The following is a 26,209-nucleotide window of genomic DNA, read 5'->3' on the forward strand; positions in this document are numbered from 1 at the left end:
GAACAAAATATTGCCATTAAAAAGGCTTGTTTTCTATTTTTTTGCGAATAATCTTGTAATTCCAACAACAAAACGACGGTAGCGCAGACAAATGACTCTTCGAATCGCAATCAATGGCTTTGGCCGCATCGGCCGTAACGTTCTGCGCGCACTCTATACCCAGGGCTACCGTCAGGATTTGCAGATTGTCGCCATCAACGACTTGGGCGACAGCGCAATGAACGCACACTTACTCAAATTCGACACTGTTCATGGCACGTTCGACGCCGATGTACAGCACGACGAGGAAAGCCTGACGGTCAACGGCGACCGCATTGCCGTCAGCGCGATTCGCAACCCGGCCGACTTGCCCTGGGCCGCGGAAAAAATTGATGTCGTGTTCGAATGTACCGGCCTGTTCACCGACCGCGCCAAGGCCGCGGCGCATATTACGGCCGGCGCACGCAAAGTGATCATCTCGGCGCCCGCCAAAGGCGCCGACGCCACGGTGGTGTACGGCGTGAACCACGACATTCTGCGCCAGTCGCACCAGATTATTTCCAACGCTTCGTGCACCACCAACTGCCTGGCCCCGGTAGCCCAGGTGCTGCACCGCGAGCTGGGCATCGAAAGCGGTCTGATGACCACGATCCACGCCTACACCAACGACCAGAATCTGACTGACGTTTACCACACCGATCCGTACCGTGCCCGTTCGGCCACCCAGAACATGATCCCGAGCAAGACCGGTGCTGCCGAAGCCGTCGGCCTGGTGCTGCCGGAACTGGCGGGCAAGCTCACTGGCATGGCGGTGCGCGTTCCGGTGATCAATGTGTCGCTGGTGGATCTGACTGTGCAGCTCAAGCGCGAAGCGTCGGCCGAGGAAGTCAACGCGCTGATGAAAGAAGCCAGCCAGCATTCGAAAATCCTCGGCTACAACACCCTGCCGCTGGTCTCCAGCGACTTCAACCATAACCCGCTGTCATCGATCTTCGACGCCAACCACACCAAGTCCAGCGGCAAGCTGCTCAAGGTGCTGGCCTGGTACGACAACGAATGGGGCTTCTCCAACCGCATGCTCGATAACTGCCTGGCGCTGTGCAACGCGGAATAATTCTGCGTCTGCAAAATTGCTATCGCCAGCAAGCCGGCTCCTACAACAATCGTATACGACTCAACCTTGTAGGAGCCGGCTTGCTGGCGATAGCGTCCTCAGAATCACCCTCGCAAATCGCCTGTGGAACCATCCATGATCGGCATCAGCTTTACGCAAAAGACCCTGGCTGCGCGCAAGCGTATCGCCTTGGTCGCCCACGACCACTGCAAGGTGTTTTTGCTCGACTGGGCCGCACGGCACAAAGACACACTGGCGCAACACGAGCTGGTCGCCACCGGCACCACAGGGTTGTTGTTGCAACAACGTCTCGACCTGCCAGTGCAAAGCATGATCAGCGGCCCATTGGGCGGTGACCAACAACTCGGCGCGCAAATCGCCGAGCAACGGGTCGACATGCTGGTGTTTTTCTGGGACCCCTTCGAACCGCAACCACACGACCCGGACATCAAGGCGTTGTTGCGGGTTGCTGCGGTCTGGAACATCCCGGTGGCCTGCAATGAATGCAGCGCCGATTATCTGCTCAGCAGCCCGATGATGAAGCAGTCGCACACCCATCGAATTCCGGATTACGCGACTTATTTGCAAGCCCGCGTGTAAACCTTCACAAATCAGTACTTGACCATTCGAGTAGATGATAAGCATTATCATTCGCTCGAAATGGATCAGGTCCTCCCGTGAGTCAATCGCGTTTCAACGACGTCTTCATCACCCAGCGGGTCTCTCTGCTGCGTACGCTGGAGCGAATGGTCAACAATCACAGCACCGCCGAAGACCTCCTGCAGGAGACCTACCTGCGGGTGACCCGGGCGCTCAGTGAGCGGACCATCGATCATCTCGAACCCTTCGTGTTCCAGACGGCCCGCAACCTGGCGCTGGACCATTTGCGTGCGCGGCGCATTCATTCGCGCACGATGGTCGACGACGTCCCTGAAGAGGTTATGCACAGCGTCGCCGCCCCTACCAGCAGCGCCGAAGACGCTGCCCATGCCGAACAACTGCTGGAGCGCCTGAACGTGAGTCTCGGAGAACTCAGCAGCCGGCAGCAGCGGATTTTCATCCTCAGCCGCCTGCACGGGCACAGCTATCAGGAAATCGCTGACGAATTGGGCGTGTCCCTCAGCACCGTGCAAAAAGAACTCAAACTGATCATGTCGATCTGCATCGGTGTCGCTGACCGCTTGAATGCGGATTGAGGCTGCCGCTCACACCCTCACCGACTGCACTGATTACCGGGCTTTGATACCCTTGGCCCACTTTTTACGCTTCACTAAAAAAAACAGCCGTGCACTGACACGCCGAGGAAACACCGTGACGGACAACCACCGCTCCCCTGCGCCTTCACCGGCACAGGACGCCGCCACTGCAATGGACCAGGCCCTGGACTGGCTCATCGTGCTCGGTTGTCCTGACGAGGAGCAGACCCGTCAGTTCCACGCATGGCTCGATGCCGACCCGCTAAATGCCCAGGCGTTCGCCAAGGCCCAGGCGATCTGGGACGGCCCGCAAGTGGCGCAGTGTGCGCAAAGCCTGGCGGCGCGTGCGCCGAAAGTCACCGTCCTCACGCGCTTGCGTCCGCACTGGAAACCGCTGGCCACTGCCGCCGTGCTGATCCTCGGACTGCTCAGCTTCAGCAACCTGCCGATGCGCCTGCAAGCTGATCACCTGACCGTTGTTGGCGAGCGCCAGCGCCTGCAACTGGAGGACGGCTCGAAAGTCCTGCTCAATACCAACTCGGCGTTTTCCAGCACCATCAACGACCAACAGCGCGTGGCCCGCCTGTATCAGGGCGAGGCGTTTTTCGAAGTGCAGGCCAATCTCGGCCAACCGCTGGAAATCGACGCCGGCCCGGTCAAGGCCAGTGTCCGCGACACGGCGTTTGCCGTGCGTTACCTCGACGGTGTGGCACAGGTGCGGGTGCAGCGCGGCAATGTCGACTTGCGCGCCACCCGTGATGACGCGCGGGTGCGTTTGTCCGCCGGGGAAAGTATCCGCATCGGCCCCAACGGCTTCGACCGGACGACCAAACTCGATGCCGCCACTGACCTGGCGTGGGTCCAGGGCCGGCTGGTGTTTGAAAACTGCCCGTTGAACCAGGTGCTGGCAGAGCTTCGTCGGTATTACCCGGGCTGGATCATCAACAACAACGAGCAACTGGCCGATGTCGCCGTAACCGGCAACTATCGCCTTGATCAACCGCTGGACGTGGTTCGCTCCCTGGCCCACATCACCTCGGCACGGCTCCAGGAATTCCCGGCACTGGTCATCCTCAACTGAATGAGAATTATTTTTACTCGATAGCCAAATCCCGTACGTCTCGTTATAGCCAATGCAATTGATTCGCATCTCACCATGCCGATCAGCACCTATAAAGATTCGTGCGACACGGAGCGCTATCGATGTCCTCTCGCCTTACCCGCCCAGCCTCTTCACCTTCCCGCGTGCTGTCGTTGCTGACTGCGGCCATCCTGATGGCCGGCGCTGCACCGCTGATGGCCGCCACCGCCGCCGAACAGTCAAGCCGCAAAATGGGCGATTACGCGTTCGCCATTCCCCAGCAGTCGTTGGTATCGGCGCTCAATGCCTTTACCGCTGTGACCGGCTGGCAGGTCGGCGTGTCGTCGGAGCTGGCACAAGGTGTGTCCTCGCCGGGTGTGCGCGGGTCGTTGCCGCCGGAGAAAGCGCTGGATCGCCTGTTGGTGGGAACCAACCTGAGCTATCGCAAACTGGGCAACAACAGCATCGTCCTGGAAAAACGCACCACCAACAGCGCGCTCAATCTTGATCAGGTGACCATCAGCGCCACCCGTAACGAACAGGACGTCAACAGCGTGCCGAGCACGGTCTCGGTCTACACGCGCGAAGATCTGGACCGCAACAACGTCAATACGATCAAGGAACTGGTGCGCTACGAGCCCGGTGTTTCGGTCGGTGGCGCTGGTCAGCGTTCCGGCATCAGCGGCTACAACATTCGCGGCATCGATGGCGACCGCGTCCTGACCCAGATCGACGGTGTGCAAGTACCCGACGGCTTCTTCAACGGCCCGTACGCCCAGACCAACCGCAACTACGTCGACCCGGAAATCGTCAAGCGCGTGGAAATCCTCCGCGGTCCGGCCTCGGTGCTGTACGGCAGCAACGCGATTGGCGGTGCTGTCAGCTACTACACGCTGGACCCGGATGACATCATCAAACCCGGCAAGGATGTCGGCGCACGCCTGAAGACCGGCTACAGCTCTGCCGATGACAGCTGGCTGACATCCGGCACCGTCGCCGGCCGCACTGGCGAGTTCGATGGCCTGTTGCACCTCAGCCAGCGCAATGGTCATGAAACAGAATCCTACGGCGAAACCGGCGGTACTGGCCTGAACCGCACCGAGGCCAACCCGGAAGATGTGCGCACCACCAACGTGCTGGCCAAACTGGGCTGGAACTATGCCGACGACGCTCGCCTGGGCTTGACCTACGAGCATTACAAGGACGACCGCGACACCAATCAATTGAGCGCGGTGGGCGGCCCGTTCAACGCCGGACGCGGTTTCGGTTTCTACAAGTCCCGCACCGGCAACGATACGATCACCCGCGAACGTTTTGGCATCGAGCACAGCTTCGGCCTGGACAGCGCACTCGCTGACAACATCAAGTGGTCGTTGAACTACCAGATCGCCAAGACCGACCAGAGCACCGAGGAAATCTATGCGCCGTCGCGCACTGTGCTGCGTAACCGCGACACCACCTACAAGGATCGCCAATGGGTATTCGACGCCCAGGCTGACAAGTCGTTTGCCGTCGCCGACACCGAGCACTTCGTCACCTATGGCACCACCATCAAGCAGGACAAAGTCACTGGCCTGCGCACCGGTTCCGGCACCTGTCTGACCGTGGCCGGCGCCTGTCGTGTCATCGGTGCCCCGAGCGCCGCCGACACCCTCACACCGGCCAGTGACTTTCCGGACCCAACCATCAACAGCTACGCCCTGTTCGCCCAGGATCAGATCAGCTGGGGCAACTGGACGTTCCTGCCCGGTGCTCGCTATGACTACACCGAACTCAAGCCACACATCACCGACGAGTTCCTCGCGACCGCCGACCAGAGCCGCAATGGTGAGGTGAGCGACGAGACCAAAACCTGGCATCGCCTGTCGCCGAAATTCGGCACCACCTACAGCTTCAACGACCATTACACCTGGTACGGCCAATACGCCGAAGGCTTCCGCACCCCGACCGCCAAGGCCTTGTACGGTCGCTTCGAAAACCTGTCCGGCGGCTATCAGGTCGCGCCCAATCCGGACCTCGAGCCGGAAAAGAGCAAGAGCTACGAGACCGGTCTGCGCGGCAACTTCGAGCAGGGCTCGTTTGATGTGGCAGTGTTCTACAACAAGTACCGCGACTTCATCGACGAGAACGCCATCACGCCCGGTTACAGCGAGACCACGTTCCAGAGCAACAACATCAAGCACGCCACCATCAAGGGAGCGGAGATCAAGGGCCGTCTGAACCTCGACTCCTTCGGTGCACCACAAGGCCTGTACACCCAAGGCTCGGTGGCCTACGCCTACGGCCGCAACGACGACAGCGGCGAGCCGCTCAACAGTGTCAATCCGCTGACCGGCGTGTTCGGCCTGGGTTATGACCAGGACAACTATGGCGGTGTGCTCAACTGGACCCTGGTGAAGAAGAAGGATCGCGTCGACAGCACCAGTTTCAAAACCCCGGATGGCACCAGCACCCAGTTCAAGACACCGGGCTTCGGCATTCTCGACCTGAGCGCGTTCTACAAGGTGACCGACGATGTGACCGTCAGCGGCGGCGTCTACAACCTGACCGACAAGAAATACTGGCTGTGGGATGACGTGCGCGGCTACGACAGCGTCGGCGAAGCTTCGGTAACACAACCGGCCAACCTTGATCGCCTGACTCAGCCGGGTCGCAACTTCGCGGTCAACCTGATCTGGGACATCTGATTCGGGTCGCCTCGCCGGGTGATTTCATGAAGTCACCCGGCAGGAATTTTTACTGTCAGGTGCCTTTCTGTTCGTCTCGTTACCAAGCGCCTCTTCTTTTCCAAGGATTTGCCATGAATACCCAGGACACTGCTCAACGCCCCAACCTGCGTTCGCAACGCTTGAACCAGATCACCCACGAGCCGCATACCAAGCTCGATGCTCTGGTCAAAGCCCATGCACCGTTCGAAACCCAGGCCAATTTCGCCCGTTTCGTGGTGGCGCAGTACCTGTTCCAGGCGGAACTGGTGTCGCTGTACAACGATGCCGAACTGACCGCCATTGTCCCGGACCTGCCGGCCCGCTGCCGCGCCGACGCCGCCAAGGCTGACCTGGCGGACCTCGACACCGAAGTTCCGACGCCGGTTGCCGGCGCGTTGAGCAACCCGACCAAGGCCGAAGCCCTGGGCTGGATTTTCGTCTCTGAAGGTTCCAAGCTCGGCGCGGCGTTCCTGATCAAGCGCGCCGTGGGCCTGGGCCTGAGCGAAACCTTCGGGGCCCGTCACCTGGGCGAACCGGCCGGTGGTCGCGCTGAAGGCTGGAAGAGCTTCGTCAAAACCCTCGACGGCCTGGCGTTCTCTGCCCAGGAAGAAGCCGACGTGGAAAAAGGCGCCATCGACGCGTTCAACCGCTTCACTGTGTTGCTGGAACAGGCTTACGCTACCGAAGTAGCCTGACCCATCCCCTGTAGGAGCGAGCTTGCTCGCGAAGCGGAGAGCCAGACTATTCAAATGTTGAATGTTTGACCGCCATCGCGAGCAAGCTCGCTCCTACAGGGGACGCCGCCAGTCTGTTAGATTTCGATCCGCCTCACGTGCTGTCTTGAGCCCATGCCCGCCTCCTCCAAACTCTCCCGCTTCCTCTTCGGCCTGCTGGCCTACGTCAGCCTGGGCATCGGCCTGATTGCCATCGTCATCCCCGGCCTGCCCACCACTGAATTCATCCTGCTGGCCGCCTGGGCCGCCACCCGCAGTTCGCCGCGCTTGAGCGCCTGGCTGGAAAACCACCGACTGTTCGGTCCCATCCTCTTCAATTGGCGCAACGGCAAGATCATCGCTCGCCGGGCAAAAATCAGCGCCACTGTCAGCATGCTGTTATGCGCAAGTCTCATGCTGGTGATGCTCGATCCAGGCTGGCCGATCTACCTGGCGATTGCCGGGATGGCCCTGGGCAACCTGTGGATCTGGACACGCCCTGAATCCTCGTCGCAACCGTCCTGAACCTGCCCGCGATTTACTCCCGTTTTTCATCCGATCTTCGCGATATTCTTCCGCGCAAACGTTCAATCAATACCGTTCGTCGGGTTCCTCCTCATGCAACCTCCTCGCCGCGCCGATGTGTATTGAATGGCGCTAAATGGATTTAGCGTGTCGAGCCGCAAGGGCTCACAGCCAACATTTCATCCATTCGCGAGCTCGCCCTATGTTCGACTCACTGTCCATCCGCCTGAAAATCGTCCTGCTGTCCGGTCTGTGCCTGCTAGGTGTAGTCGCTTTGATAGTCGGCATGAATATCTACCAGACCAATCAGAACGATGATCTGGTCAGCGATTCCAGCAGCAGAATGCTCACCGCCAGCGTGCAGGACCTGCTTCAGGCCAAGGCGGCCGAGCAAGCGGTGCGGGTACAGAAGACGTTCGGTGAAACCCTGACGGTGGTGACCGCCCTTGCCGATCAGATCATGGACATGCGCACCCTGGCCGCCAAGCGCTCACTTGAACCCGGCGCTCTGCGTGAAGAGTTGAACCACAGTCTGAAGACCGCCTTCGAGCGCAACAGCAAAGTCCTGGGGATCTGGCTGGCGTTCGAACCCAACGGCCTGGACGGTAAAGACAGCGAGTTCGTCGATGACGCGGCGCGCCAGTCCAACGAGTCCGGTCGCTTCGCGACCTACTTCAGCCGTGCCGGTGGTGAAACGCTGAACACGATCATGGTCGAAGAGGACATGACCAAAACCACCCTGAACCTCAGCGGTACGCCGTACAACGTCTGGTACACCTGCCCGCGGGACAGCAAGCGCATTTGCTTGCTCGACCCGTACGCCGACACCGTCGGCGACAAGGAAATGTTGATGACCACCATTTCCGTGCCGCTGCTGGTAGACGGCAAGTCCATCGGCGTGGTCGGCGTCGACATCGCCCTGGACGCATTGCAAGCGGCGGCAGTCGACTCTCAACGTGAGCTGTTCAACAGCGCCGGGCACATGCTGATCGTTTCCGGCACGGGCGTGATGGCCGCCTACAGCGTCGATGCGACAAAGGTCGGCAAGAGCATCGGCGATACCCTCGGCGCGGACGGCAAAGACGTCCTGCAATTGCTCGGCAGTGGCGCGCCAAGAGTGCTCCAGCAAGGCGACCTGATCCGCGCGGTGTACCCCGTCAGCCCGATTGCCGATGCCAAGGCCTGGGCCGTGGTGATCGACCTGCCAAGGCAAGTGCTGCTGGCCGACTCGGTCAAGCTGCAAGCGGTGCTCGACGACGCCCAGCAAAGCGGTACGATCAAAGCCCTGCTGGTAGCGGTGATTGCCGGTGTGGTTGGCCTGTTGCTGATGTGGCTTACCGCCTCGGGCGTGACCCGGCCGATCAACAGCGTGGCGCAAATGCTCAAGGCGATTGCCAGCGGTGACGGCGACCTGACTCAGCGCCTGCACTACAACAAAAGGGATGAACTGGGCGAACTGGTCAGCTGGTTCAACCGCTTCCTCGACAAGCTGCAACCGACCATCGCGCAGATCAAGCAAAGCATCACCGATGCCCGCGGCACGGCCGATCAGTCATCCGAGATCGCCCGCCAGACCAGCGAAGGCATGCAGGTGCAGTTCCGCGAAATCGACCAGGTCGCCACCGCGTCCAACGAAATGAGTGCCACCGCCCACGATGTCGCCAACAGCGCCTCGAACGCGGCCAATGCCGCCAAAGGTGCCGATCAGTCGGCCCGCGACGGCATGCAGATCATCGAGCGCAGCACCCGCGACATCAATCAACTGGCCGACGAAGTCAGCAAGGCGGTGACCGAAGTCGAAGCGTTGGCGGTGAACAGCGAGCAGATCGGCTCGGTGCTGGAAGTGATCCGCAGCATCGCCGAGCAAACCAACCTGCTCGCGCTCAACGCCGCGATTGAAGCCGCCCGCGCCGGTGAAAGCGGTCGCGGCTTTGCGGTGGTGGCCGATGAAGTACGCAACCTGGCCAAGCGCACCCAGGACTCGGTGGAGGAAATCCGCTTGGTAATCGAGCGCATCCAGAGCGGCACACGCGGTGTTGTCGCGACCATGCACTCGAGCCAGACCCAGGCCCACAGCAACGCCGGGCAGATCCAGCAAGCGGTGCAGGCCTTGGGCAAAATCAGCGACGCCGTGACCGTGATCAGCGACATGAACCTGCAAATCGCCAGTGCCGCCGAGCAACAAAGCGCTGTGGCCGAAGAGGTCAACCGTAACGTCTCGGCGATCCGTACCGTCACCGAAACCCTGACCGGCCAGGCCACTGAGTCGGCGCAGATCAGCAGCCAGCTCAACGCCCTGACTACCCAGCAGATGAAATTGATGGACCAGTTCCGCGTGTAATCGAGATTCCCCTTGTAGGAGCGAGCTTCCTCGCGATAGCTGACTGACCTGCAATGCAGATGTCACCTGATCCACCGCTATCGCGAGCAAGCTCGCTCCTACAGGGGATTTCATCTGGCCTGAAGGTTTTTGATCTAAGATCTGGCTCTCGCTTCGGAGGGCCTTCGATGACTGATCTGCTCACGCCCATTCAAGCCGCACTCGGCTTGCCCCACACCCCGATCCCGTTCACCTCCAGCGGCGCCCTGCCCTCGGCATTTGCCGTCACCGAACTGGCCTGCGCCAGCATCGCCGCTGCCGGTCAGGCGGTCAGCGAATTGCTGCACCGACAAACCGCACGCTTGCCGGACCTTGAAGTCGACCGGCGCTTGGCGTCCTTCTGGTTCTCGACATCGATCCGTCCAGCCGGTTGGAGTGTTCCGCCGATGTGGGATCCGGTCGCCGGTGACTACGCCGCACTTGATGGCTGGATTCGCCTGCACACCAACGCCCCCCATCACCGTGCCGCGGCTGAACGCGTGCTCGGCACCTGCGCCGACCGTGCAACGATGGCAGGCAAAGTGGCGCAATGGGCCAAAAGCGATCTGGAGCAGGCTGTTGTCGAGGCCGGCGGCTGTGCCGCCGAGATGCGCAGCCGTGATCAATGGCAGGCACACCCGCAAGGCATCGCAGTCAACGCAGATCCGTTGATTGAGTTCACCCGCAACCACAGCCAACGCGTCAAGCCGTGGCAGGGTTCGGTTGCTCGACCATTGGCTGGCATCAAGGTGCTGGATTTGACCCGAGTGCTGGCAGGGCCCATCGCCAGTCGGTTTCTGGCCGGCCTCGGCGCCAACGTGTTGCGCATCGACCCACCGACCTGGGATGAGCCGGGTGTTGTGCCCGAAGTCACCCTGGGCAAACGCTGTGCGCGTCTCGACCTTCACGACAAGACGGATCGAGCCGTGTTCGAAGGTTTGCTGATGGACGCCGACATTCTGCTCCATGGCTACCGCGCCGATGCACTGGAACGCCTGGGGTATGGTGCGGCTTACAGACAGCAGTTGACCCCCGGCCTGATCGACGTCTGCCTCAATGCCTACGGCTGGAGCGGCCCGTGGCAAGACCGTCGCGGCTTCGACAGTCTGGTGCAGATGAGCAGTGGCATTGCGCAGGCGGGTATGGGCTGGAAGCAGGCGGACAAACCGACGCCACTACCGGTGCAAGCCCTCGATCACGCCACCGGGTATTTGATGGCGGCCAGTGTGATCCGCTTGTTGGCTGAACGTTTGAGTGGCGGCCATGGTGGTTCAGCGCGTTTGTCTTTGGCGCGAACGGCAAAGTTGTTGATCGAGGCCGGGACCGGGTCCGATGAGCCATTGCGGGAGGAGGATCAAAAGGATCAGGGAATGGAGGTCGAGCAGACACCATGGGGGCCGGCGTATCGATTGCGGGTTGCGCTGAAGATCAATGGAACACCGTTGCAGTGGTCATTGCCGGCGACGCAATTGGGTTCTCACCACGCTCAGTGGTGATGCCCGAATTGTCTTCGCCGGCAAGCCGGCTCCTACAGTTGTCCGCACACGTCCCGCGATTATTTGCAGGAGCTGGCTTGCCAGCGAAAGCGCCTGACCGTTCACCACAGATCCGGAATCAGCTCAGTCCACCCGACTCAACGCTGTCCACAACAACTGCGCCGCATACCCTCGATAAGGCCGCCACGCCTCGGCACGCGACAACAGTTGCCGAGCCGTCACCGGCCCACCTTCCAGCGCCGCCAACGCATTGATCAACCCCACATCGCCATTGGGAAAACCATCCATGTCCCGCAATTGGCGCAAGGCGATGTACTGCGACGTCCAGTCCCCGATCCCGTGCAGGGCCAGCAATCGCGCCACGCCGCTTTCCCGCCCGGGCTCAAACAATCGGGGATCATCGAGCAATGCCTGCGCCACGTCCGACAACGTCCGGCCGCGGCTTTTCGGCATGCCCAACGCGGCCAGATCCGCCCCGGCCAACACCTCGGCCGTCGGGAACACATGAGTCACACTCGGCAGCGACGAACGCAGCGGCACGCCGTACTGCGCGAGCAATTTGCCAGCCAGTTTGATCGCCGCCACCACCGTAATCTGCTGCCCCAGTACCGCACGGATCGCCAGTTCCAAACCATCCCACGCACCCGGCACCCGCAACCCCGGACGCTCGGCGATCAATCGCGCCATTAGCGGATCAACCGCCAGGCGTCGATGGATTGCCTTCAAGTCCGCATCCATATCGAACATCCTGCGCACCCGCGCGACGATCTCAGGCGTGGCGGCCGGGTTGGGGAAGTCCAGGGTCAGTTCAAGTGAATCCGCCGTTGCAGGCTGGATCGAAAACATGCCGTGCACGCCGCTCAGGCCGATGCTGCGCGAGTAGACACCATCGACCACCGTCTCCAGGCCGGCAATCGCCCGCACCGACAGGAATCCCGAGATTGCCGCCCAGTCATAAGGCGGCGTGTACGCCAGCAACAACTTCATAGACTCAGCAACCCGCTGTACAACCCATACGCCGCCAGCCCGGCCCCGCTGATCACGCAGGTAAAAACGCCCTTCTCCGCCAACGTGAACAGTGGCTTGCCCTGCTCATGCCGGGCTTTGGCAAACAGGATCACGCCAGGGGCATACAGCAATGCCGAAAGCAGCAGATATTTCAGGCCACCGGCGTACAGCAACCACACCGCGTAACCCAGGGCGATGGCACCTATCAGCAGATCCTTGGAACGCTCGGCCGGTGAGTTCTCGTAGGTTTCGCCCCGCCCGCTCAACAACACCGCATACGCCGCCGACCACAAATACGGCACCAGAATCATTGATGAGGCGAGGTAAATCAGGCTGGTGTAAGTTCCAGCGGAAAACAGCGTGATCAGCAAAAACAGCTGGATCATCAGATTGGTCATCCACAGCGCGTTGACCGGCACATGGTTGGCGTTCTCCTTGGTCAGAAACGCCGGCATGGTCTGGTCTTTGGCCGTGGCAAAAAGGATCTCGGCGCACAACAGCGCCCAGGACAACAAGGCACCGAGCAACGAGATCGCGAGGCCGACGCTGATCAGCACCGCACCCCACGGACCGACGATATGTTCCAGCACCGAGGCTAGCGACGGGTTCTGCAGTTTCGCCAGTTCGGGCTGGGTCATGATCCCCAGCGACAACACGTTCACCAACACCAACAGCGCCAGCACCCCGAGAAACCCGATGACCGTCGCGCGGCCTACGTCCGAGCGTTTCTCCGCGCGGGCCGAATACACACTGGCGCCTTCGATGCCGATAAACACGAACACGGTGACCAGCATCATGTGCCGCACCTGATCCATCACACTGCCGAATTGCGGATTGCCATGCCCCCAGATATCCCGCGTGAAGATGTCAGCCTTGAACGCCACGGCGGCAATCACGATAAACATGATCAACGGCACGATTTTGGCCACCGTGGTCACCTGGTTGATGAACGCCGCCTCCTTGATGCCGCGCATCACCACAAAATGCACGGTCCACAACAGCACCGAGGCGCAACCGATGGCAACGGGTGTGTTGCCCTGACCAAACACCGGAAAGAAATAGCCCAGGGTACTGAACAGCAAGACGAAATAGCCGACGTTGCCCAGCCACGCACTGATCCAGTAGCCCCAGGCTGAGGAAAAACCCATGTAGTCGCCGAACCCGGCCTTGGCGTAAGCGTACACGCCGGACTCCAGCTCGGGCTTGCGATTGGCCAGGGTCTGGAACACGAACGCCAGCGTCAGCATGCCCACCGCCGTAATCGCCCAACCGATCATGATTGCTCCGGCATCGGCCTGAACCGCCATGTTCTGCGGCAGAGAAAAGATCCCGCCGCCGATCATCGATCCCACCACCAGCGCGATCAGGGCGTTCAGACGAAGTTTTTGCGGCGCTTGCGACATTGTGCGTCTCCGGGAGGCATCAGGGTGACGTGGGATCGTGTGAAGCGTAATAACGATTATTGAATAACGCCAATCGAAGGCGTCTTACTTGCACAAATCGGCTATATAAACGTCGACGACAATCCGTTTATTTATATATTTTCTAAATAACACATTTTTCACAAACGACATCACCAACAAACTTTAGAACTCTAGAACGCCAACTAGCGTCATAACTCGAAACAAATACCCACACTATCCACTAAATGCCAGAAAGCCTCTGGATCAAGCATTACAGACAATCAGAATATGAATGATGGCACTCTGCTGATAATTATTGAATATGCCCATGCACTGATCCAAGTCAGTTATTTTAATTGCCATCAGACTTAGCCTGCCCGCTCTTCCACTGCATTGGTGTCACGCAATGTCTGCCTCTCCCGGAAAACTGAAACTCGGCGCATTGGTTGCGCTGGTTGTTGGCTCGATGATTGGTGGCGGGATCTTTTCCCTGCCACAAAACATGGCGGCGAGTGCCGATGTCGGCGCCATTCTGATCGGCTGGGCGATTACGGCGGTCGGAATGCTCACCCTCGCCTTTGTTTTCCAGACACTGGCCAACCGCAAGCCCGATCTCGACGGCGGGGTGTATGCCTACGCCAAGGCAGGGTTCGGCGACTACATGGGCTTCTCGTCGGCGTGGGGGTACTGGATCAGTGCCTGGTTGGGCAACGTCGGCTACTTCGTGCTGCTGTTCAGCACCCTGGGCTACTTCTTTCCGGTTTTCGGCGAGGGCAATACGCCGGCGGCGGTGATCGGTGCGTCGGTGCTGCTCTGGGCCGTGCACTTCCTCGTGTTGCGAGGGATCAAGGAAGCGGCGTTCATCAACCTGGTGACCACGGTCGCCAAGATCGTGCCGCTGGTGCTGTTCATGCTGATCGCGTTGTTCGCCTTCAAACTGGACATCTTCACCGCCGACATCTGGGGCCTGAAGAACCCGGACCTTGGCAGCGTGATGGACCAGGTGCGCAAGATGATGCTGGTCACCGTGTGGGTGTTCATCGGCATCGAAGGCGCGAGCATCTTCTCGGCCCGGGCGGAAAAACGCAGCGACGTGGGTAAAGCCACGGTCATCGGCTTCGTCACCGTACTGCTGTTCCTGGTGCTGGTGAATGTGTTGTCGCTGGGGATCATGACGCAGCCGGAACTGGCCGAGTTGCAGAACCCGTCGATGGCTGCCGTGCTGGAACATGTGGTCGGTCACTGGGGCGCGGTGCTGATCAGCGTCGGCCTGATCATCTCGCTGCTCGGTGCGTTGCTGTCGTGGGTGTTGCTGTGCGCGGAGATCATGTTCGCCGCCGCCAAGGACCACACCATGCCCGCTTTCCTGCGCAAGGAAAACGCCAACCACGTACCGGTCAACGCCTTATGGCTGACCAACGCCATGGTGCAGATTTTCCTGGTGATCACGCTGTTTTCAGCCAGTACTTACCTGTCGCTGATCTACCTCGCCACCTCGATGATTCTGGTGCCTTACCTGTGGTCGGCGGCCTACGCCCTCCTGTTGGCGGTGCGCGGCGAATCCTATGAAGGTGCGCTGGCCGCACGCAAGAAAGACCTGTTCATCAGCGCCGTGGCCCTGATCTACGCGGTCTGGCTGATCTACGCCGGCGGCATCAAATACCTGCTGCTCTCGGCCCTGCTCTACGCCCCCGGCGTAATCCTGTTCGCCAAGGCCAAGCTTGAAATCAACAAACCGGTTTTCACTCACGTCGAGAAGCTGATTTTCGCCGCAGTGGTCGCGGGCGCCCTGGTGGCAGCCTATGGTCTCTACGACGGCTTCCTGACTCTGTAACACACGTTTTTGTCATCTGGAGGATCACTGTAATGTCCATGGAAAAGTACGGCGTACATTCCGAGGCCGGCAAACTGCGCAAAGTCATGGTTTGCTCCCCAGGACTGGCCCATCAGCGGCTGACCCCGAACAACTGCGACGAACTGCTGTTCGATGACGTGTTGTGGGTGGCGCAAGCCAAGCGTGACCACTTCGACTTCGTCACCAAGATGCGCGAACGCAACATCGACGTGCTGGAAATGCACAACCTGCTGACCGACATCGTCGCCATCCCCGAAGCCCTGGACTGGATTCTGGAGCGCAAGATCACCGCCAATTCGGTGGGACTGGGTCTTATCAACGAAACCGCTTCGTGGTTGCGCAGCCTGGAGCCGCGCAAGATTGCCGAGTACCTGATCGGTGGCGTTTCGGGCGACGATTTGCCGAGCAGTTTTGGTGGCAAGGCCATCGAGATGTTCCGCGATTTCGTTGGCCACTCCAGCTTCATTCTGCCGCCACTGCCCAACACCCAGTTCACCCGCGACACCACCTCCTGGATCTACGGCGGTGTCACGCTCAACCCGATGTACTGGCCGGCGCGCCGTCAGGAAACCCTGCTGGCCACTGCCATCTATAAATTCCACCCCGAGTTCACCAGCGCCGATTTCCAAGTCTGGTACGGCGATCCGGACCTGGAGCACGGCAACTCCACCCTCGAAGGCGGTGATGTAATGCCGATCGGTAACGGCGTGGTGCTGATCGGCATGGGTGAGCGCTCGTCGCGCCAGGCCATTGCCCAACTGGCGGTGAATCTGTTCAAGAACAAGGCCGTCGAGAAAGTGATCGTCGCCGGCCTGCCGAAGTCCCGTGCGGCGATGCACCTGGACACGGTGTTCAGCTTCTGCGACCGCGACCTGGTGACCATTTTTCCGGAAGTGGTAAACCAGATTGTCGCCTTCACCCTGCGTCCCGATGACAGCAAACCGGGCGGCATCGATATCCGCCGTGAACAAACCAACTTCCTCGATACCGTCGCCCAGGCCCTCAACCTCACGGCCCTGCGCGTGGTGGAAACCGGCGGCAACAGCTTCGCCGCCGAGCGCGAGCAATGGGACGACGGCAACAACGTGGTGGCCCTGGAACCCGGCGTGGTCATCGGTTACGACCGCAATACCTACACCAACACCCTGCTGCGCAAGGCCGGCGTGGAAGTCATCACCATCAGCGCCGGCGAACTCGGCCGTGGACGGGGCGGCGGCCATTGCATGACCTGCCCGATCATCCGCGACCCGATCGACTACTAACCTGTTGACCTTGGCCGACGCGTATCCCGCGCGGCCAAGGGGATTACCCAAACCCAAGGAGATCCAAAATGGCGTTCAATATTCACAACCGCAATCTGCTGAGCCTGGAACACCACACCCCTCGCGAATTGCGCTACCTGCTCGACCTGTCCCGCGACCTCAAGCGTGCCAAGTACACCGGCACCGAACAGCAACACCTGAAGGGCAACAACATCGCCCTGATCTTCGAAAAGACCTCGACCCGCACCCGTTGCGCCTTCGAAGTCGCGGCCTATGACCAAGGCGCGAACGTCACCTACATTGACCCAAACTCTTCGCAGATCGGTCACAAGGAAAGCATGAAAGACACCGCCCGCGTGCTCGGGCGCATGTATGACGCCATCGAGTACCGTGGCTTCAAGCAGGAAATCGTCGAAGAGCTGGCCAGGTTTGCCGGCGTCCCGGTATTCAACGGCCTGACCGATGAATATCACCCGACCCAAATGATCGCCGACGTGCTGACCATGCGCGAACACGCCGACAAGCCGATCCACGAGATCAGCTACGCCTACCTGGGCGATGCGCGCAACAACATGGGTAACTCGCTGCTGCTGATCGGCGCCAAACTCGGCATGGACGTGCGCATCTGCGCGCCGAAAGCCCTGTGGCCGGCGGACGATCTGGTGGCCCGCTGCAAACAGTATGGCGAAGAAAGCGGCGCGCGCATCACCTTCACCGAAGACCCGAAAGAAGCGGTCAAGGGCGTGGACTTCATCCACACCGACGTCTGGGTGTCGATGGGTGAACCGGTCGAAGCCTGGGCTGAGCGCATCCAGCAACTGCTGCCGTATCAGGTCAACGCCGAGTTGATGAAAGCCACCGGCAACCCGCGCACCAAGTTCATGCACTGCCTGCCGGCCTTTCACAACTGCGACACCAAGATCGGCAAGCAGATTGCCGAGCAGTACCCGTTCCTGAACAACGGCATCGAAGTGACCGATGACGTGTTCGAGTCGCCGGCCTGCATCGCCTTCGAGCAAGCGGAAAACCGCATGCACACGATCAAGGCGATTCTGGTGTCGACCCTGGCTGATCTGTAAGCCATACAGCTCCCACTGACACGACATGGTCACTGTGGGAGCTGGCTTGCCTGCGATAGCCACGCCTCGGTATCTCTGACCGACCGCGGCGATCCTATCGCGAGCAAGCTTGCTCCTACAGGGGATCGAGTTGTTTGCCTTTCCTCTGTTTAGAAGGACTGCACCATGCGTATCGTCGTAGCCCTGGGCGGCAACGCCCTGCTCCGCCGTGGTGAACCCATGACCGCTGACAACCAGCGCGCCAACATCCGGATCGCCACCGAACAGATCGCCAGGATCCACCCCGGCAACCAACTGGTCATCGCCCACGGCAATGGTCCGCAAGTCGGTCTGCTGTCATTGCAGGCGGCGGCCTACACCTCGGTTTCGCCCTATCCGCTGGACGTTCTCGGTGCCGAGACCGAAGGCATGATCGGCTACATCATCGAACAGGAACTGGGTAACCTGCTGGACTTCGAGGTGCCCTTGGCTACCTTGCTGACCCAGGTCGAAGTCGACGCCAACGACCCGGCGTTCAAGAATCCAACCAAACCCATCGGTCCGGTCTATACCAAAGCAGAGGCTGAGGCACTGGCCGCCGAAAAAGGCTGGGCCATCGCCCCGGACGGCGACAAATATCGGCGTGTGGTTGCCAGCCCAAGACCGAAACGCATCTTCGAAATCCGTCCGATCAAGTGGCTGCTGGAAAAAAACAGCATCGTGATCTGCGCCGGTGGCGGCGGCATTCCAACCATGTACACGTCCCCCGGCAAACTGGAGGGCGTCGAGGCCGTCATCGACAAGGACTTGTGCTCGGCGCTGCTGGCCGAACAGCTTGAAGCCGATCTGCTGGTGATCGCCACCGACGTCAACGCGGCCTTCATCGACTTCGGCAAACCGACGCAGAAAGCCATCGCCCAGGCGCACCCCGATGAACTGGAAAAGCTCGGCTTCGCCGCCGGATCCATGGGACCGAAGGTGCAGGCAGCTTGCGAATTTGCACGCCATACTGGAAAAGTCGCAGTGATCGGCTCGCTGGCGGACATTGAATCGATCATTCTGGGCACCGCCGGCACACGCATCAGCACGGCGACACCGGGCATTACTTACTTGTAGGGAGAGGTGTTTATGGCAACGTTTGATCCTGGTCACTTGCACATCGAGCGCCATGCGCTGAACAAGGATGATGTGAGTTACAACATTCACCTCGACTATGAAGTCAGCAAGAACCCCAAAGGGGAAAAAGGCATTCAGTTCACCATGCATGGCACCATTCAGGGCAAGGAACTGAAGGAGCCCTTCTTCCTGCCCAAGGAAGAAGCCTACAACTTCGCGAGCAATGTGACGAAAATCGCCGAAAAATATGGCATTCCCAAAGAAAAAATCGCTATTGGTTCGTCACATGAACATTACGACCTGATGTTCGAAGACATCCGCGAGCAGCTGAATATGAAATCGGGCGACCCGATAGATCTCGAGAAATTCGAGTAACCCCTATCCCTTGTAGGAGCTGGCTTGCCAGCGATGAACGATAACGCGGTATTACTGACATACCGCACCGTCCGAATCGCCAGCATGCCGGCTCCTACAGGTGCTGTACCTGACTGCGGATTTCACCTCTACCCCTTCACCAAGGCATACTTGCCCCCCTCCGCACTGCAGAACCCGAAACCGCCCCATGCGTATCCACGTCAGCTTCATCGACCGCGTCGGCATTACCCAGGAAGTCCTGGCCCTGCTCGGCGGGCGCAATCTCAACCTGGATGCGGTGGAAATGGTTCCACCCAACGTCTACATCGACGCCCCGACCCTGAGCCCGCAGGTCCTCGAAGAGTTGCGCGATGCATTGTTCAGCGTACGTGGCGTGCAAGCGGTGACGGTGGTCGACATATTGCCCGGCCAGCGCCGACACTTGCAGCTCGATGCATTGCTCGCGGCCATGACCGACCCGGTACTGGCGCTGGACAGTGACGGCAAGGTGCTGCTGGCCAACCCGGCATTGATCGCCCTGTACGGTCGCGAACCGGCCGGTGAAAGCGTCGCCGACCTGTTTGCCGACCCGGCCTTGCTTGATGCCCTGCTTGAACACGGCTTTCGCCTGCCGCTGCGGGAAATCACGGTCAACGGCCAGACTTTGCTGCTGGACGCCACGCCAATCACCGATGCCGGCGCCCTGCTGACCCTGTATCAGCCCAACCGCATCGGCGAACGCCTGTCCGCACTGCACCACGATCACGCCGAAGGATTTGACGCGCTGCTCGGTGAATCCCCGGTGATCCGCACCCTGAAGGCACGCGCCCAGCGGGTCGCGACCCTTGATGCACCGCTGCTGATCCAGGGCGAAACCGGCACCGGCAAAGAACTGGTGGCCAGAGCCTGCCACGCCATCAGCGCCCGACACAGCGCACCATTTCTCGCGTTGAACTGTGCGGCATTGCCGGAGAACCTCGCCGAAAGCGAGTTGTTCGGTTATGCCCCCGGCGCCTTCACCGGCGCGCAACGGGGCGGCAAACCGGGGCTGATGGAACTGGCCAACCAGGGCACGGTGTTCCTCGACGAAATCGGTGAGATGTCACCGTACTTGCAGGCCAAGTTGCTGCGCTTTCTCAACGACGGCAGCTTTCGCCGGGTGGGCGGTGATCGTGAGGTGAAGGTCAACGTACGTATCCTCAGCGCGACCCACCGCGACCTGGAGAAAATGGTCAGCGAAGGCCTGTTTCGCGAAGACCTGTTCTATCGCCTCAACGTCCTCAATGTCGAAGTCCCGCCCCTGCGCGAACGCGGCCAGGACATCCTGCTGCTAGCTCGCTACTTCATGCAGCAGGCCTGCGCGCAGATCCAGCGCCCGGTCTGCCGCCTGGCGCCGGGCACTTATCCGGCACTGCTGGGCAACCGCTGGCCCGGCAACGTACGGCAACTGCAGAACGTGATTTTCCGTGCCGCCGCGATTTGCGAGAGTAGCCTGGTGGACATCGGCGACCTCGACATCGCCGGCACCTCGGTCGCTCGCCAGGGCGACCACGAGGTCGACAGCCTGGAACAGGCCATGGACGAATTCGAGAAAACCCTGCTGGAAAAACTTTACGCCAGCTACCCCTCGACCCGCCAACTCGCAACCCGCCTGCAAACCTCCCACACCGCGATTGCCCATCGGTTGCGCAAGTACGGGATTCCCGGCAAGGCCTGAAAAGTCTGATGAACACCGACCTGTAGGAGCCGGCTTGCTGACGATGGCGTCTGCAAAATCGCGATCGCCAGCAAGCCGGCTCCTACAGGTCGTGAATGTCCATGCATCGGAAAATCACGTCTAAAAACGACCCCCACCTGTACTGAAAGCGCTACAGCGGAACGATATCGCTACACCCCTCCCCGATCACGGCCCTGCAAGGCTTTGATCCACCTCGCCTTTTATCAGCGACATACGGCGTAGCGATTTCGCTACAGCCATCGAAATCCAGCCACCCAAAAATTAATATAAGTCATTGAATTTAATAGAAAAATAAACATTGGCCGCGTTCTTGCTATGTAGTCCGTCATAACCGGGCATTGCCCCAGCTTTCAATCGCGTCCACCAGACGAGTCTGGCCCCTTAGGAGTTTCCATGAGCGAATTGCGTTTTACTGAAGATCACGAATGGCTGCGCACCGAAGCTGACGGCAGCGTTACGGTCGGCATCACCGCTTTCGCACAAAACGCCTTGGGCGACGTGGTTTTCGTACAACTGCCTGAGCTGCAGTCCTACGAAAAAGGCGCCGAAGCCGCCACGGTTGAATCGGTAAAAGCTGCAAGCGGTGTCTACATGCCATTGGACGGTGAAGTGCTGGAAGTGAATCCGGCGCTCGACAGCAGCCCTGAGCTGGTCAACGAAGATCCGCTGGGCGAAGGCTGGTTCTTCCGTTTCCAGCCAAGCGACGCTCAAGCAGTCGCCCAACTGCTGGATCAGGACGCCTACGACCGCCTGATCAAAGCCCAAGCCGAAGCCTGAGGAGCACAGACATGACTGAAGTGAATCCTGCTGTTGTAAATGTAAGTACCGCCAATGAATTCATCGCCCGTCACATCGGCCCTCGTGCCGGTGACGAGCAAGCCATGCTCAACAGCCTTGGCTTCGACAGCCTGGAAGCCCTGAGCGCCAGCGTTATTCCCGACAGCATCAAGGGCACCAGCGTCCTCGGCCTGGAAGACGGTCTGAGCGAAGCCGATGCCCTGGCGCTGATCAAGTCCATCGCCGGCAAGAACCAGCTTTTCAAGACTCACATCGGCCAAGGCTACTACGGCACCCACACGCCGTCGCCGATCCTGCGCAACCTGCTGGAAAACCCGGCCTGGTACACCGCTTACACCCCGTACCAGCCAGAAATTTCCCAGGGGCGTCTCGAAGCGTTGCTGAACTTCCAGACCCTGATCAGCGACCTCACCGGCCTGCCGATCGCCAACGCTTCCCTGCTCGACGAAGCCACCGCCGCTGCCGAAGCCATGACGTTCTGCAAACGCCTGAGCAAGAACAAGGGCAGCCACCAGTTCTTCGCTTCCGCGCATTGCCACCCGCAAACCCTCGACGTACTGCGCACCCGTGCCGAGCCACTGGGCATCGACGTGGTGGTTGGCGACGAGCGTGAGCTGACCGACGTCAGCGCTTTCTTCGGCGCCCTGCTGCAATACCCGGCAAGCAACGGTGATGTGTTCGACTACAGCGAACTGACCGAACGCTTCCACGCCGCCCACGCGTTGGTTGCCGTAGCCGCTGACCTGTTGGCGCTGACCCTGCTGACCCCGCCAGGCGAATTCGGCGCCGACGTGGCCATCGGTAGCGCCCAACGCTTCGGCGTACCACTGGGCTTCGGTGGCCCGCACGCGGCCTACTTCTCCACCAAAGATGCGTTCAAGCGTGATATGCCAGGCCGTCTGGTCGGCGTATCCGTGGACCGTTTCGGCAAGCCGGCCCTGCGCCTGGCGATGCAGACCCGCGAACAACACATCCGCCGCGAGAAAGCCACGTCCAACATCTGCACCGCACAAGTGCTGCTGGCCAACATCGCCAGCATGTACGCCGTGTACCACGGTCCAAAAGGCCTGACGCAGATCGCCAATCGCGTGCATCACCTGACCGCGATCCTGGCCAAGGGCTTGAACGCTTTGGGCCTGGGCGTTGAACAGGAAAGCTTCTTCGACACTCTGACCGTAGCCACTGGCGCCAACACCGCCAAACTGCACGAACAGGCTCGCGCCCAGCAGATCAACCTGCGCGTGGTCGACGCCGAACGTCTGGGCCTGTCCCTCGACGAAACCACCACCCAGGCCGACGTTGAAACCCTGTGGGGCATTTTCGCCGAGGGTAAAGCACTGCCGGACTTCGCTGCTCTCGCCGCTTCGGTGGTCAGCACTATCCCGGCCGCGCTGGTGCGTCAATCGCCGATCCTCAGCCACCCGGTGTTCAACCGCTACCATTCGGAAACCGAGCTGATGCGCTACCTGCGCAAGCTCGCCGACAAGGACCTGGCACTGGACCGCACCATGATCCCGCTGGGCTCGTGCACCATGAAACTCAACGCCGCCAGCGAAATGATCCCGGTGACCTGGGCCGAGTTCGGCGCCCTGCACCCGTTCGCTCCAGCCGAGCAAAGTGCCGGCTACCAGCAACTGACCGACGAACTGGAAGCGATGCTCTGCGCCGCCACCGGTTACGACTCGATCTCGCTGCAACCGAACGCCGGTTCCCAAGGTGAATACGCCGGTCTGCTGGCTATTCGCGCCTATCACCAGAGCCGTGGCGAAGACCGTCGCGACATCTGCCTGATCCCGTCGTCGGCCCACGGCACCAACCCGGCCACCGCCCAAATGGCTGGCATGCGCGTTGTCGTGACTGCTTGCGATGCCCGTGGCAACGTTGACATCGAAGACCTGCGCGCCAAGGCCATCGAGCACCGCGAACACCTCGCCGCGCTGATGATCACCTACCCGTCGACCCACGGTGTGTTCGAAGAAGGCATCCGCGAAATCTGCGGCATCATTCATGACAACGGCGGCCAGGTGTACATCGACGGCGCCAACATGAACGCAATGGTCGGCCTCTGCGCCCCGGGCAAGTTCGGCGGGGACGTCTCGCACCTGAACCTGCACAAGACCTTCTGCATTCCACATGGCGGTGGCGGCCCGGGTGTCGGCCCGATTGGCGTGAAATCGCACCTGACTCCATTCCTGCCGGGCCACGCCCAGATGGAACGCAAGGAAGGCGCGGTCTGCGCAGCACCGTTCGGCAGCGCAAGCATTCTGCCGATCACCTGGATGTACATTCGTATGATGGGGGGCGCGGGTCTCAAGCGCGCTTCGCAGCTGGCAATCCTCAATGCCAACTACATTTCCCGTCGCCTCGAAGAGCACTATCCAGTGCTGTACACCGGCAGTAACGGCCTGGTCGCGCACGAATGCATCCTCGACCTGCGTCCGCTCAAAGACAGCAGCGGCATCAGCGTCGATGACGTGGCCAAGCGCCTGATCGACTTTGGTTTCCACGCCCCGACCATGTCGTTCCCGGTCGCTGGAACGCTGATGATCGAGCCGACCGAGAGCGAATCCAAGGAAGAGCTGGACCGCTTCTGCGACGCCATGATCCGCATCCGCGAAGAAATCCGCGCAGTGGAAAACGGCACCCTGGACAAGGAAGACAACCCACTGAAAAACGCTCCGCACACGGCGGCAGAGCTGGTCGGTGAGTGGTCCCACCCTTACAGCCGCGAGCAGGCCGTTTACCCGGTTGCCTCGCTGATCGAAGGCAAGTACTGGCCGCCGGTCGGTCGTGTCGACAACGTGTTTGGCGATCGCAACCTGGTGTGCGCCTGCCCGTCGATCGAAAGCTACGCTTAAACGGATAAGGGGGCGGGTCTGCTCGCCCCCTTATCCAGGAACATCACAAAACCCTGTGGGAGCTGGCTTGCCAGCGATGAGGATGGATCAGCCTACATTTCTGTTGCCTGACACACCGTCATCGCTGGCAAGCCAGCTCCCACAAGGATTGCATCAAGCCTGACAATCCGCGAATTCCTATAACAAGAAACCGGAGAACAACTCATGTCGTTAAGCGTGTTCGACCTGTTCAAGATTGGCATCGGCCCCTCCAGCTCCCACACCGTCGGCCCGATGCGCGCTGCTGCGCGCTTCGTCGAAGGTTTGCGCCGCGAAAACCTGCTTGAAGCCACCGCCAGCATCAAAGTCGAGCTGTATGGTTCTCTCGGCGCTACCGGCAAGGGGCACGGCAGCGACAAGGCTGTGCTGCTGGGCCTGGAAGGCGAACACCCGGACACCGTCGACACCGAAACCGTCGTAGCGCGCCTGCAAGAGATTCGCAGCAACGGTCGTTTGAACCTGCTCGGTGAACACAGCATTGCGTTCAACGAGAAAGAACACCTGGCGATGATTCGCAAACCGTTGGCCTATCACCCCAACGGCATGATCTTCCGCGCATTCGACGCCGCTGGGCTGCAAATCCGCAGCCGCGAGTACTACTCGGTCGGCGGCGGATTTGTGGTCGATGAGGACGCTGCCGGCGCCGACCGCATCGTCGAAGACACCACCCCCCTGACATTCCCGTTTAAAAGCGCCAAGGACTTGCTCGGTCATTGCGTCAAATATGGGCTGTCGATCAGCCAGGTGATGCTGACCAATGAAAGCGCCTGGCGGCCGGAAGCGGAAACCCGCGCCGGCCTGCTGAAAATCTGGCAGGTGATGCAGGACTGCGTCGCCGCCGGTTGCCGCAATGAAGGCATCCTGCCCGGCGGCCTGAAGGTCAAGCGACGGGCCGCCGCGCTGCACCGGCAACTGTGCAAGAACCCCGAATCATCATTGCGCGACCCACTGTCAGTGCTCGACTGGGTCAACCTCTACGCGCTGGCGGTCAACGAAGAAAACGCTAATGGCGGGCGCGTTGTGACCGCGCCGACCAATGGCGCCGCCGGGATCATTCCCGCCGTGCTGCATTACTACATGCGATTTATCCCGGGTTCGAATGACGACGGCGTCGTGCGTTTCCTGCTGACGGCCGCGGCCATCGGCATTCTGTACAAAGAAAACGCCTCGATCTCTGGCGCCGAAGTCGGCTGCCAGGGCGAAGTCGGCGTGGCGTGTTCGATGGCTGCGGGCGCTTTGTGCGAAGTCCTTGGCGGCACCGTGCAGCAAGTGGAAAACGCCGCCGAGATCGGCATGGAACACAACCTCGGCCTGACCTGCGACCCGATTGGCGGGCTGGTACAGGTGCCTTGCATCGAGCGCAACGCCATGGGCTCGGTCAAGGCCATCAATGCCGTGCGCATGGCCATGCGCGGTGACGGGCAACACTTCGTCTCCCTCGACAAGGTCATCCGCACCATGCGCCAGACCGGCGCCGATATGAAAAGCAAATACAAGGAAACCGCCCGCGGCGGTTTGGCGGTCAACATTATCGAGTGCTGATGTGCGC

Annotated in this window: 19 protein-coding genes and 2 pseudogenes; 19 read left to right on the forward strand and 2 right to left on the reverse strand. The window is 60.4% G+C overall.

The window, feature by feature from the left end:
- Positions 1–91: 91 nt before the first annotated feature.
- The 10 genes and pseudogenes from gap to QMK58_RS23710 all read left to right on the forward strand — a co-directional run bounded on the left by gap (position 92) and on the right by QMK58_RS23710 (position 11,171).
- Entirely contained in the window at positions 92–1,093 is a 1,002-nt protein-coding gene (gap, locus tag QMK58_RS23670) for a type I glyceraldehyde-3-phosphate dehydrogenase (protein ID WP_053155386.1), read from the forward strand.
- A 135-nt stretch (positions 1,094–1,228) separates the two neighbouring features.
- Positions 1,229–1,693, forward strand: coding sequence for a methylglyoxal synthase (locus tag QMK58_RS23675; protein ID WP_053155385.1), 465 nt, complete (start codon positions 1,229–1,231; stop codon positions 1,691–1,693).
- Positions 1,694–1,770: 77 nt separating this feature from the next.
- On the forward strand, positions 1,771–2,289 hold the full coding sequence (locus QMK58_RS23680) for an RNA polymerase sigma factor (protein WP_053155383.1): 519 nt from the start codon (positions 1,771–1,773) through the stop codon (positions 2,287–2,289).
- Between the two features lie 115 nt (positions 2,290–2,404).
- The gene (locus tag QMK58_RS23685; protein ID WP_320395519.1) at positions 2,405–3,370 is read left to right on the forward strand and encodes a FecR family protein; all 966 of its coding nucleotides are present in this window, start codon (positions 2,405–2,407) and stop codon (positions 3,368–3,370) included.
- A 122-nt stretch (positions 3,371–3,492) separates the two neighbouring features.
- Positions 3,493–6,057: a TonB-dependent receptor gene (locus QMK58_RS23690; RefSeq protein WP_053155380.1), complete on the forward strand. Its 2,565-nt coding sequence runs from the start codon at positions 3,493–3,495 to the stop codon at positions 6,055–6,057.
- Positions 6,058–6,170: 113 nt separating this feature from the next.
- Positions 6,171–6,773, forward strand: coding sequence for a biliverdin-producing heme oxygenase (locus QMK58_RS23695; protein WP_053155378.1), 603 nt, complete (start codon positions 6,171–6,173; stop codon positions 6,771–6,773).
- A 153-nt stretch (positions 6,774–6,926) separates the two neighbouring features.
- Positions 6,927–7,316, forward strand: coding sequence for a YbaN family protein (locus QMK58_RS23700; protein ID WP_053155376.1), 390 nt, complete (start codon positions 6,927–6,929; stop codon positions 7,314–7,316).
- 466 nt (positions 7,317–7,782) lie between these two features.
- Positions 7,783–8,751: pseudogene (locus QMK58_RS29030) on the forward strand (chemotaxis protein); the annotation flags it as partial.
- Between the two features lie 378 nt (positions 8,752–9,129).
- Positions 9,130–9,657: pseudogene (locus tag QMK58_RS29035) on the forward strand (methyl-accepting chemotaxis protein); the annotation flags it as partial.
- A 167-nt stretch (positions 9,658–9,824) separates the two neighbouring features.
- Positions 9,825–11,171: a CoA transferase gene (locus tag QMK58_RS23710; protein WP_320395521.1), complete on the forward strand. Its 1,347-nt coding sequence runs from the start codon at positions 9,825–9,827 to the stop codon at positions 11,169–11,171.
- Between the two features lie 123 nt (positions 11,172–11,294).
- Here the strand turns inward: QMK58_RS23710 and QMK58_RS23715 are convergent, their stop codons facing one another.
- The gene (locus QMK58_RS23715; protein ID WP_053155370.1) at positions 11,295–12,158 is read right to left on the reverse strand and encodes a DNA-3-methyladenine glycosylase family protein; all 864 of its coding nucleotides are present in this window, start codon (positions 12,156–12,158) and stop codon (positions 11,295–11,297) included.
- On the reverse strand, positions 12,155–13,582 hold the full coding sequence (gene arcD / locus QMK58_RS23720) for an arginine-ornithine antiporter (protein ID WP_053155368.1): 1,428 nt from the start codon (positions 13,580–13,582) through the stop codon (positions 12,155–12,157). Before arcD (QMK58_RS23720) ends, QMK58_RS23715 begins: the two co-directional genes overlap by 4 nt.
- Positions 13,583–13,988: 406 nt before the next feature.
- Between arcD (QMK58_RS23720) and arcD (QMK58_RS23725) the strand changes: the two genes are divergently transcribed.
- The 9 genes from arcD (QMK58_RS23725) (at position 13,989) to QMK58_RS23765 (ending at position 26,202) form a co-directional block, all read left to right on the forward strand.
- Positions 13,989–15,416: an arginine-ornithine antiporter gene (arcD, locus tag QMK58_RS23725; RefSeq protein WP_320395522.1), complete on the forward strand. Its 1,428-nt coding sequence runs from the start codon at positions 13,989–13,991 to the stop codon at positions 15,414–15,416.
- A 32-nt stretch (positions 15,417–15,448) separates the two neighbouring features.
- A complete protein-coding gene (arcA, locus tag QMK58_RS23730; protein WP_320395523.1) occupies positions 15,449–16,699 on the forward strand; it encodes an arginine deiminase in 1,251 nt (416 codons plus the stop codon).
- A 68-nt stretch (positions 16,700–16,767) separates the two neighbouring features.
- Positions 16,768–17,778, forward strand: coding sequence for an ornithine carbamoyltransferase (locus QMK58_RS23735; protein ID WP_053155362.1), 1,011 nt, complete (start codon positions 16,768–16,770; stop codon positions 17,776–17,778).
- 165 nt (positions 17,779–17,943) lie between these two features.
- Positions 17,944–18,873, forward strand: a complete 930-nt coding sequence (arcC, locus tag QMK58_RS23740; protein WP_053155361.1) for a carbamate kinase — start codon at positions 17,944–17,946, stop codon at positions 18,871–18,873.
- 12 nt (positions 18,874–18,885) lie between these two features.
- Entirely contained in the window at positions 18,886–19,248 is a 363-nt protein-coding gene (locus QMK58_RS23745; RefSeq protein ID WP_320395524.1) for a DUF5064 family protein, read from the forward strand.
- 187 nt (positions 19,249–19,435) lie between these two features.
- Positions 19,436–20,944 carry a sigma-54-dependent transcriptional regulator gene (locus QMK58_RS23750; RefSeq protein ID WP_053155357.1) on the forward strand — a complete coding sequence of 503 codons (1,509 nt, stop codon included), beginning with the start codon at positions 19,436–19,438 and terminating at the stop codon, positions 20,942–20,944.
- 414 nt (positions 20,945–21,358) lie between these two features.
- Entirely contained in the window at positions 21,359–21,742 is a 384-nt protein-coding gene (gene gcvH, locus QMK58_RS23755; RefSeq protein WP_053155356.1) for a glycine cleavage system protein GcvH, read from the forward strand.
- An 11-nt stretch (positions 21,743–21,753) separates the two neighbouring features.
- The gene (gcvP, locus tag QMK58_RS23760; RefSeq protein WP_053155354.1) at positions 21,754–24,621 is read left to right on the forward strand and encodes an aminomethyl-transferring glycine dehydrogenase; all 2,868 of its coding nucleotides are present in this window, start codon (positions 21,754–21,756) and stop codon (positions 24,619–24,621) included.
- A gap of 204 nt (positions 24,622–24,825) precedes the next feature.
- Positions 24,826–26,202 (forward strand): L-serine ammonia-lyase, encoded by a 1,377-nt coding sequence (locus tag QMK58_RS23765; RefSeq protein WP_053155352.1) that lies wholly within the window; start codon positions 24,826–24,828, stop codon positions 26,200–26,202.
- Positions 26,203–26,209: the final 7 nt, after the last annotated feature.

This window comes from Pseudomonas sp. P8_241 (assembly GCF_034008315.1).
Classification (GTDB): domain Bacteria; phylum Pseudomonadota; class Gammaproteobacteria; order Pseudomonadales; family Pseudomonadaceae; genus Aquipseudomonas.

Excerpts from the sequence above, each read along its gene's own strand:
- gap (WP_053155386.1), top strand. The coding sequence starts at position 92 with ATGACTCTTCGAATCGCAATCAATGGCTTTGGCCGCATCGGCCGTAAC.
- QMK58_RS23675 (WP_053155385.1), top strand. The coding sequence starts at position 1,229 with ATGATCGGCATCAGCTTTACGCAAAAGACCCTGGCTGCGCGCAAGCGT.
- QMK58_RS23690 (WP_053155380.1), top strand. The coding sequence starts at position 3,493 with ATGTCCTCTCGCCTTACCCGCCCAGCCTCTTCACCTTCCCGCGTGCTG.
- QMK58_RS23695 (WP_053155378.1), top strand. The coding sequence starts at position 6,171 with ATGAATACCCAGGACACTGCTCAACGCCCCAACCTGCGTTCGCAACGC.
- QMK58_RS23700 (WP_053155376.1), top strand. The coding sequence starts at position 6,927 with ATGCCCGCCTCCTCCAAACTCTCCCGCTTCCTCTTCGGCCTGCTGGCC.
- QMK58_RS23710 (WP_320395521.1), top strand. The coding sequence starts at position 9,825 with ATGACTGATCTGCTCACGCCCATTCAAGCCGCACTCGGCTTGCCCCAC.
- QMK58_RS23715 (WP_053155370.1), bottom strand. The coding sequence starts at position 12,158 with ATGAAGTTGTTGCTGGCGTACACGCCGCCTTATGACTGGGCGGCAATC.
- arcD (WP_053155368.1), bottom strand. The coding sequence starts at position 13,582 with ATGTCGCAAGCGCCGCAAAAACTTCGTCTGAACGCCCTGATCGCGCTG.
- arcD (WP_320395522.1), top strand. The coding sequence starts at position 13,989 with ATGTCTGCCTCTCCCGGAAAACTGAAACTCGGCGCATTGGTTGCGCTG.
- arcA (WP_320395523.1), top strand. The coding sequence starts at position 15,449 with ATGTCCATGGAAAAGTACGGCGTACATTCCGAGGCCGGCAAACTGCGC.
- QMK58_RS23735 (WP_053155362.1), top strand. The coding sequence starts at position 16,768 with ATGGCGTTCAATATTCACAACCGCAATCTGCTGAGCCTGGAACACCAC.
- arcC (WP_053155361.1), top strand. The coding sequence starts at position 17,944 with ATGCGTATCGTCGTAGCCCTGGGCGGCAACGCCCTGCTCCGCCGTGGT.
- QMK58_RS23745 (WP_320395524.1), top strand. The coding sequence starts at position 18,886 with ATGGCAACGTTTGATCCTGGTCACTTGCACATCGAGCGCCATGCGCTG.
- QMK58_RS23750 (WP_053155357.1), top strand. The coding sequence starts at position 19,436 with ATGCGTATCCACGTCAGCTTCATCGACCGCGTCGGCATTACCCAGGAA.
- gcvH (WP_053155356.1), top strand. The coding sequence starts at position 21,359 with ATGAGCGAATTGCGTTTTACTGAAGATCACGAATGGCTGCGCACCGAA.
- gcvP (WP_053155354.1), top strand. The coding sequence starts at position 21,754 with ATGACTGAAGTGAATCCTGCTGTTGTAAATGTAAGTACCGCCAATGAA.
- QMK58_RS23765 (WP_053155352.1), top strand. The coding sequence starts at position 24,826 with ATGTCGTTAAGCGTGTTCGACCTGTTCAAGATTGGCATCGGCCCCTCC.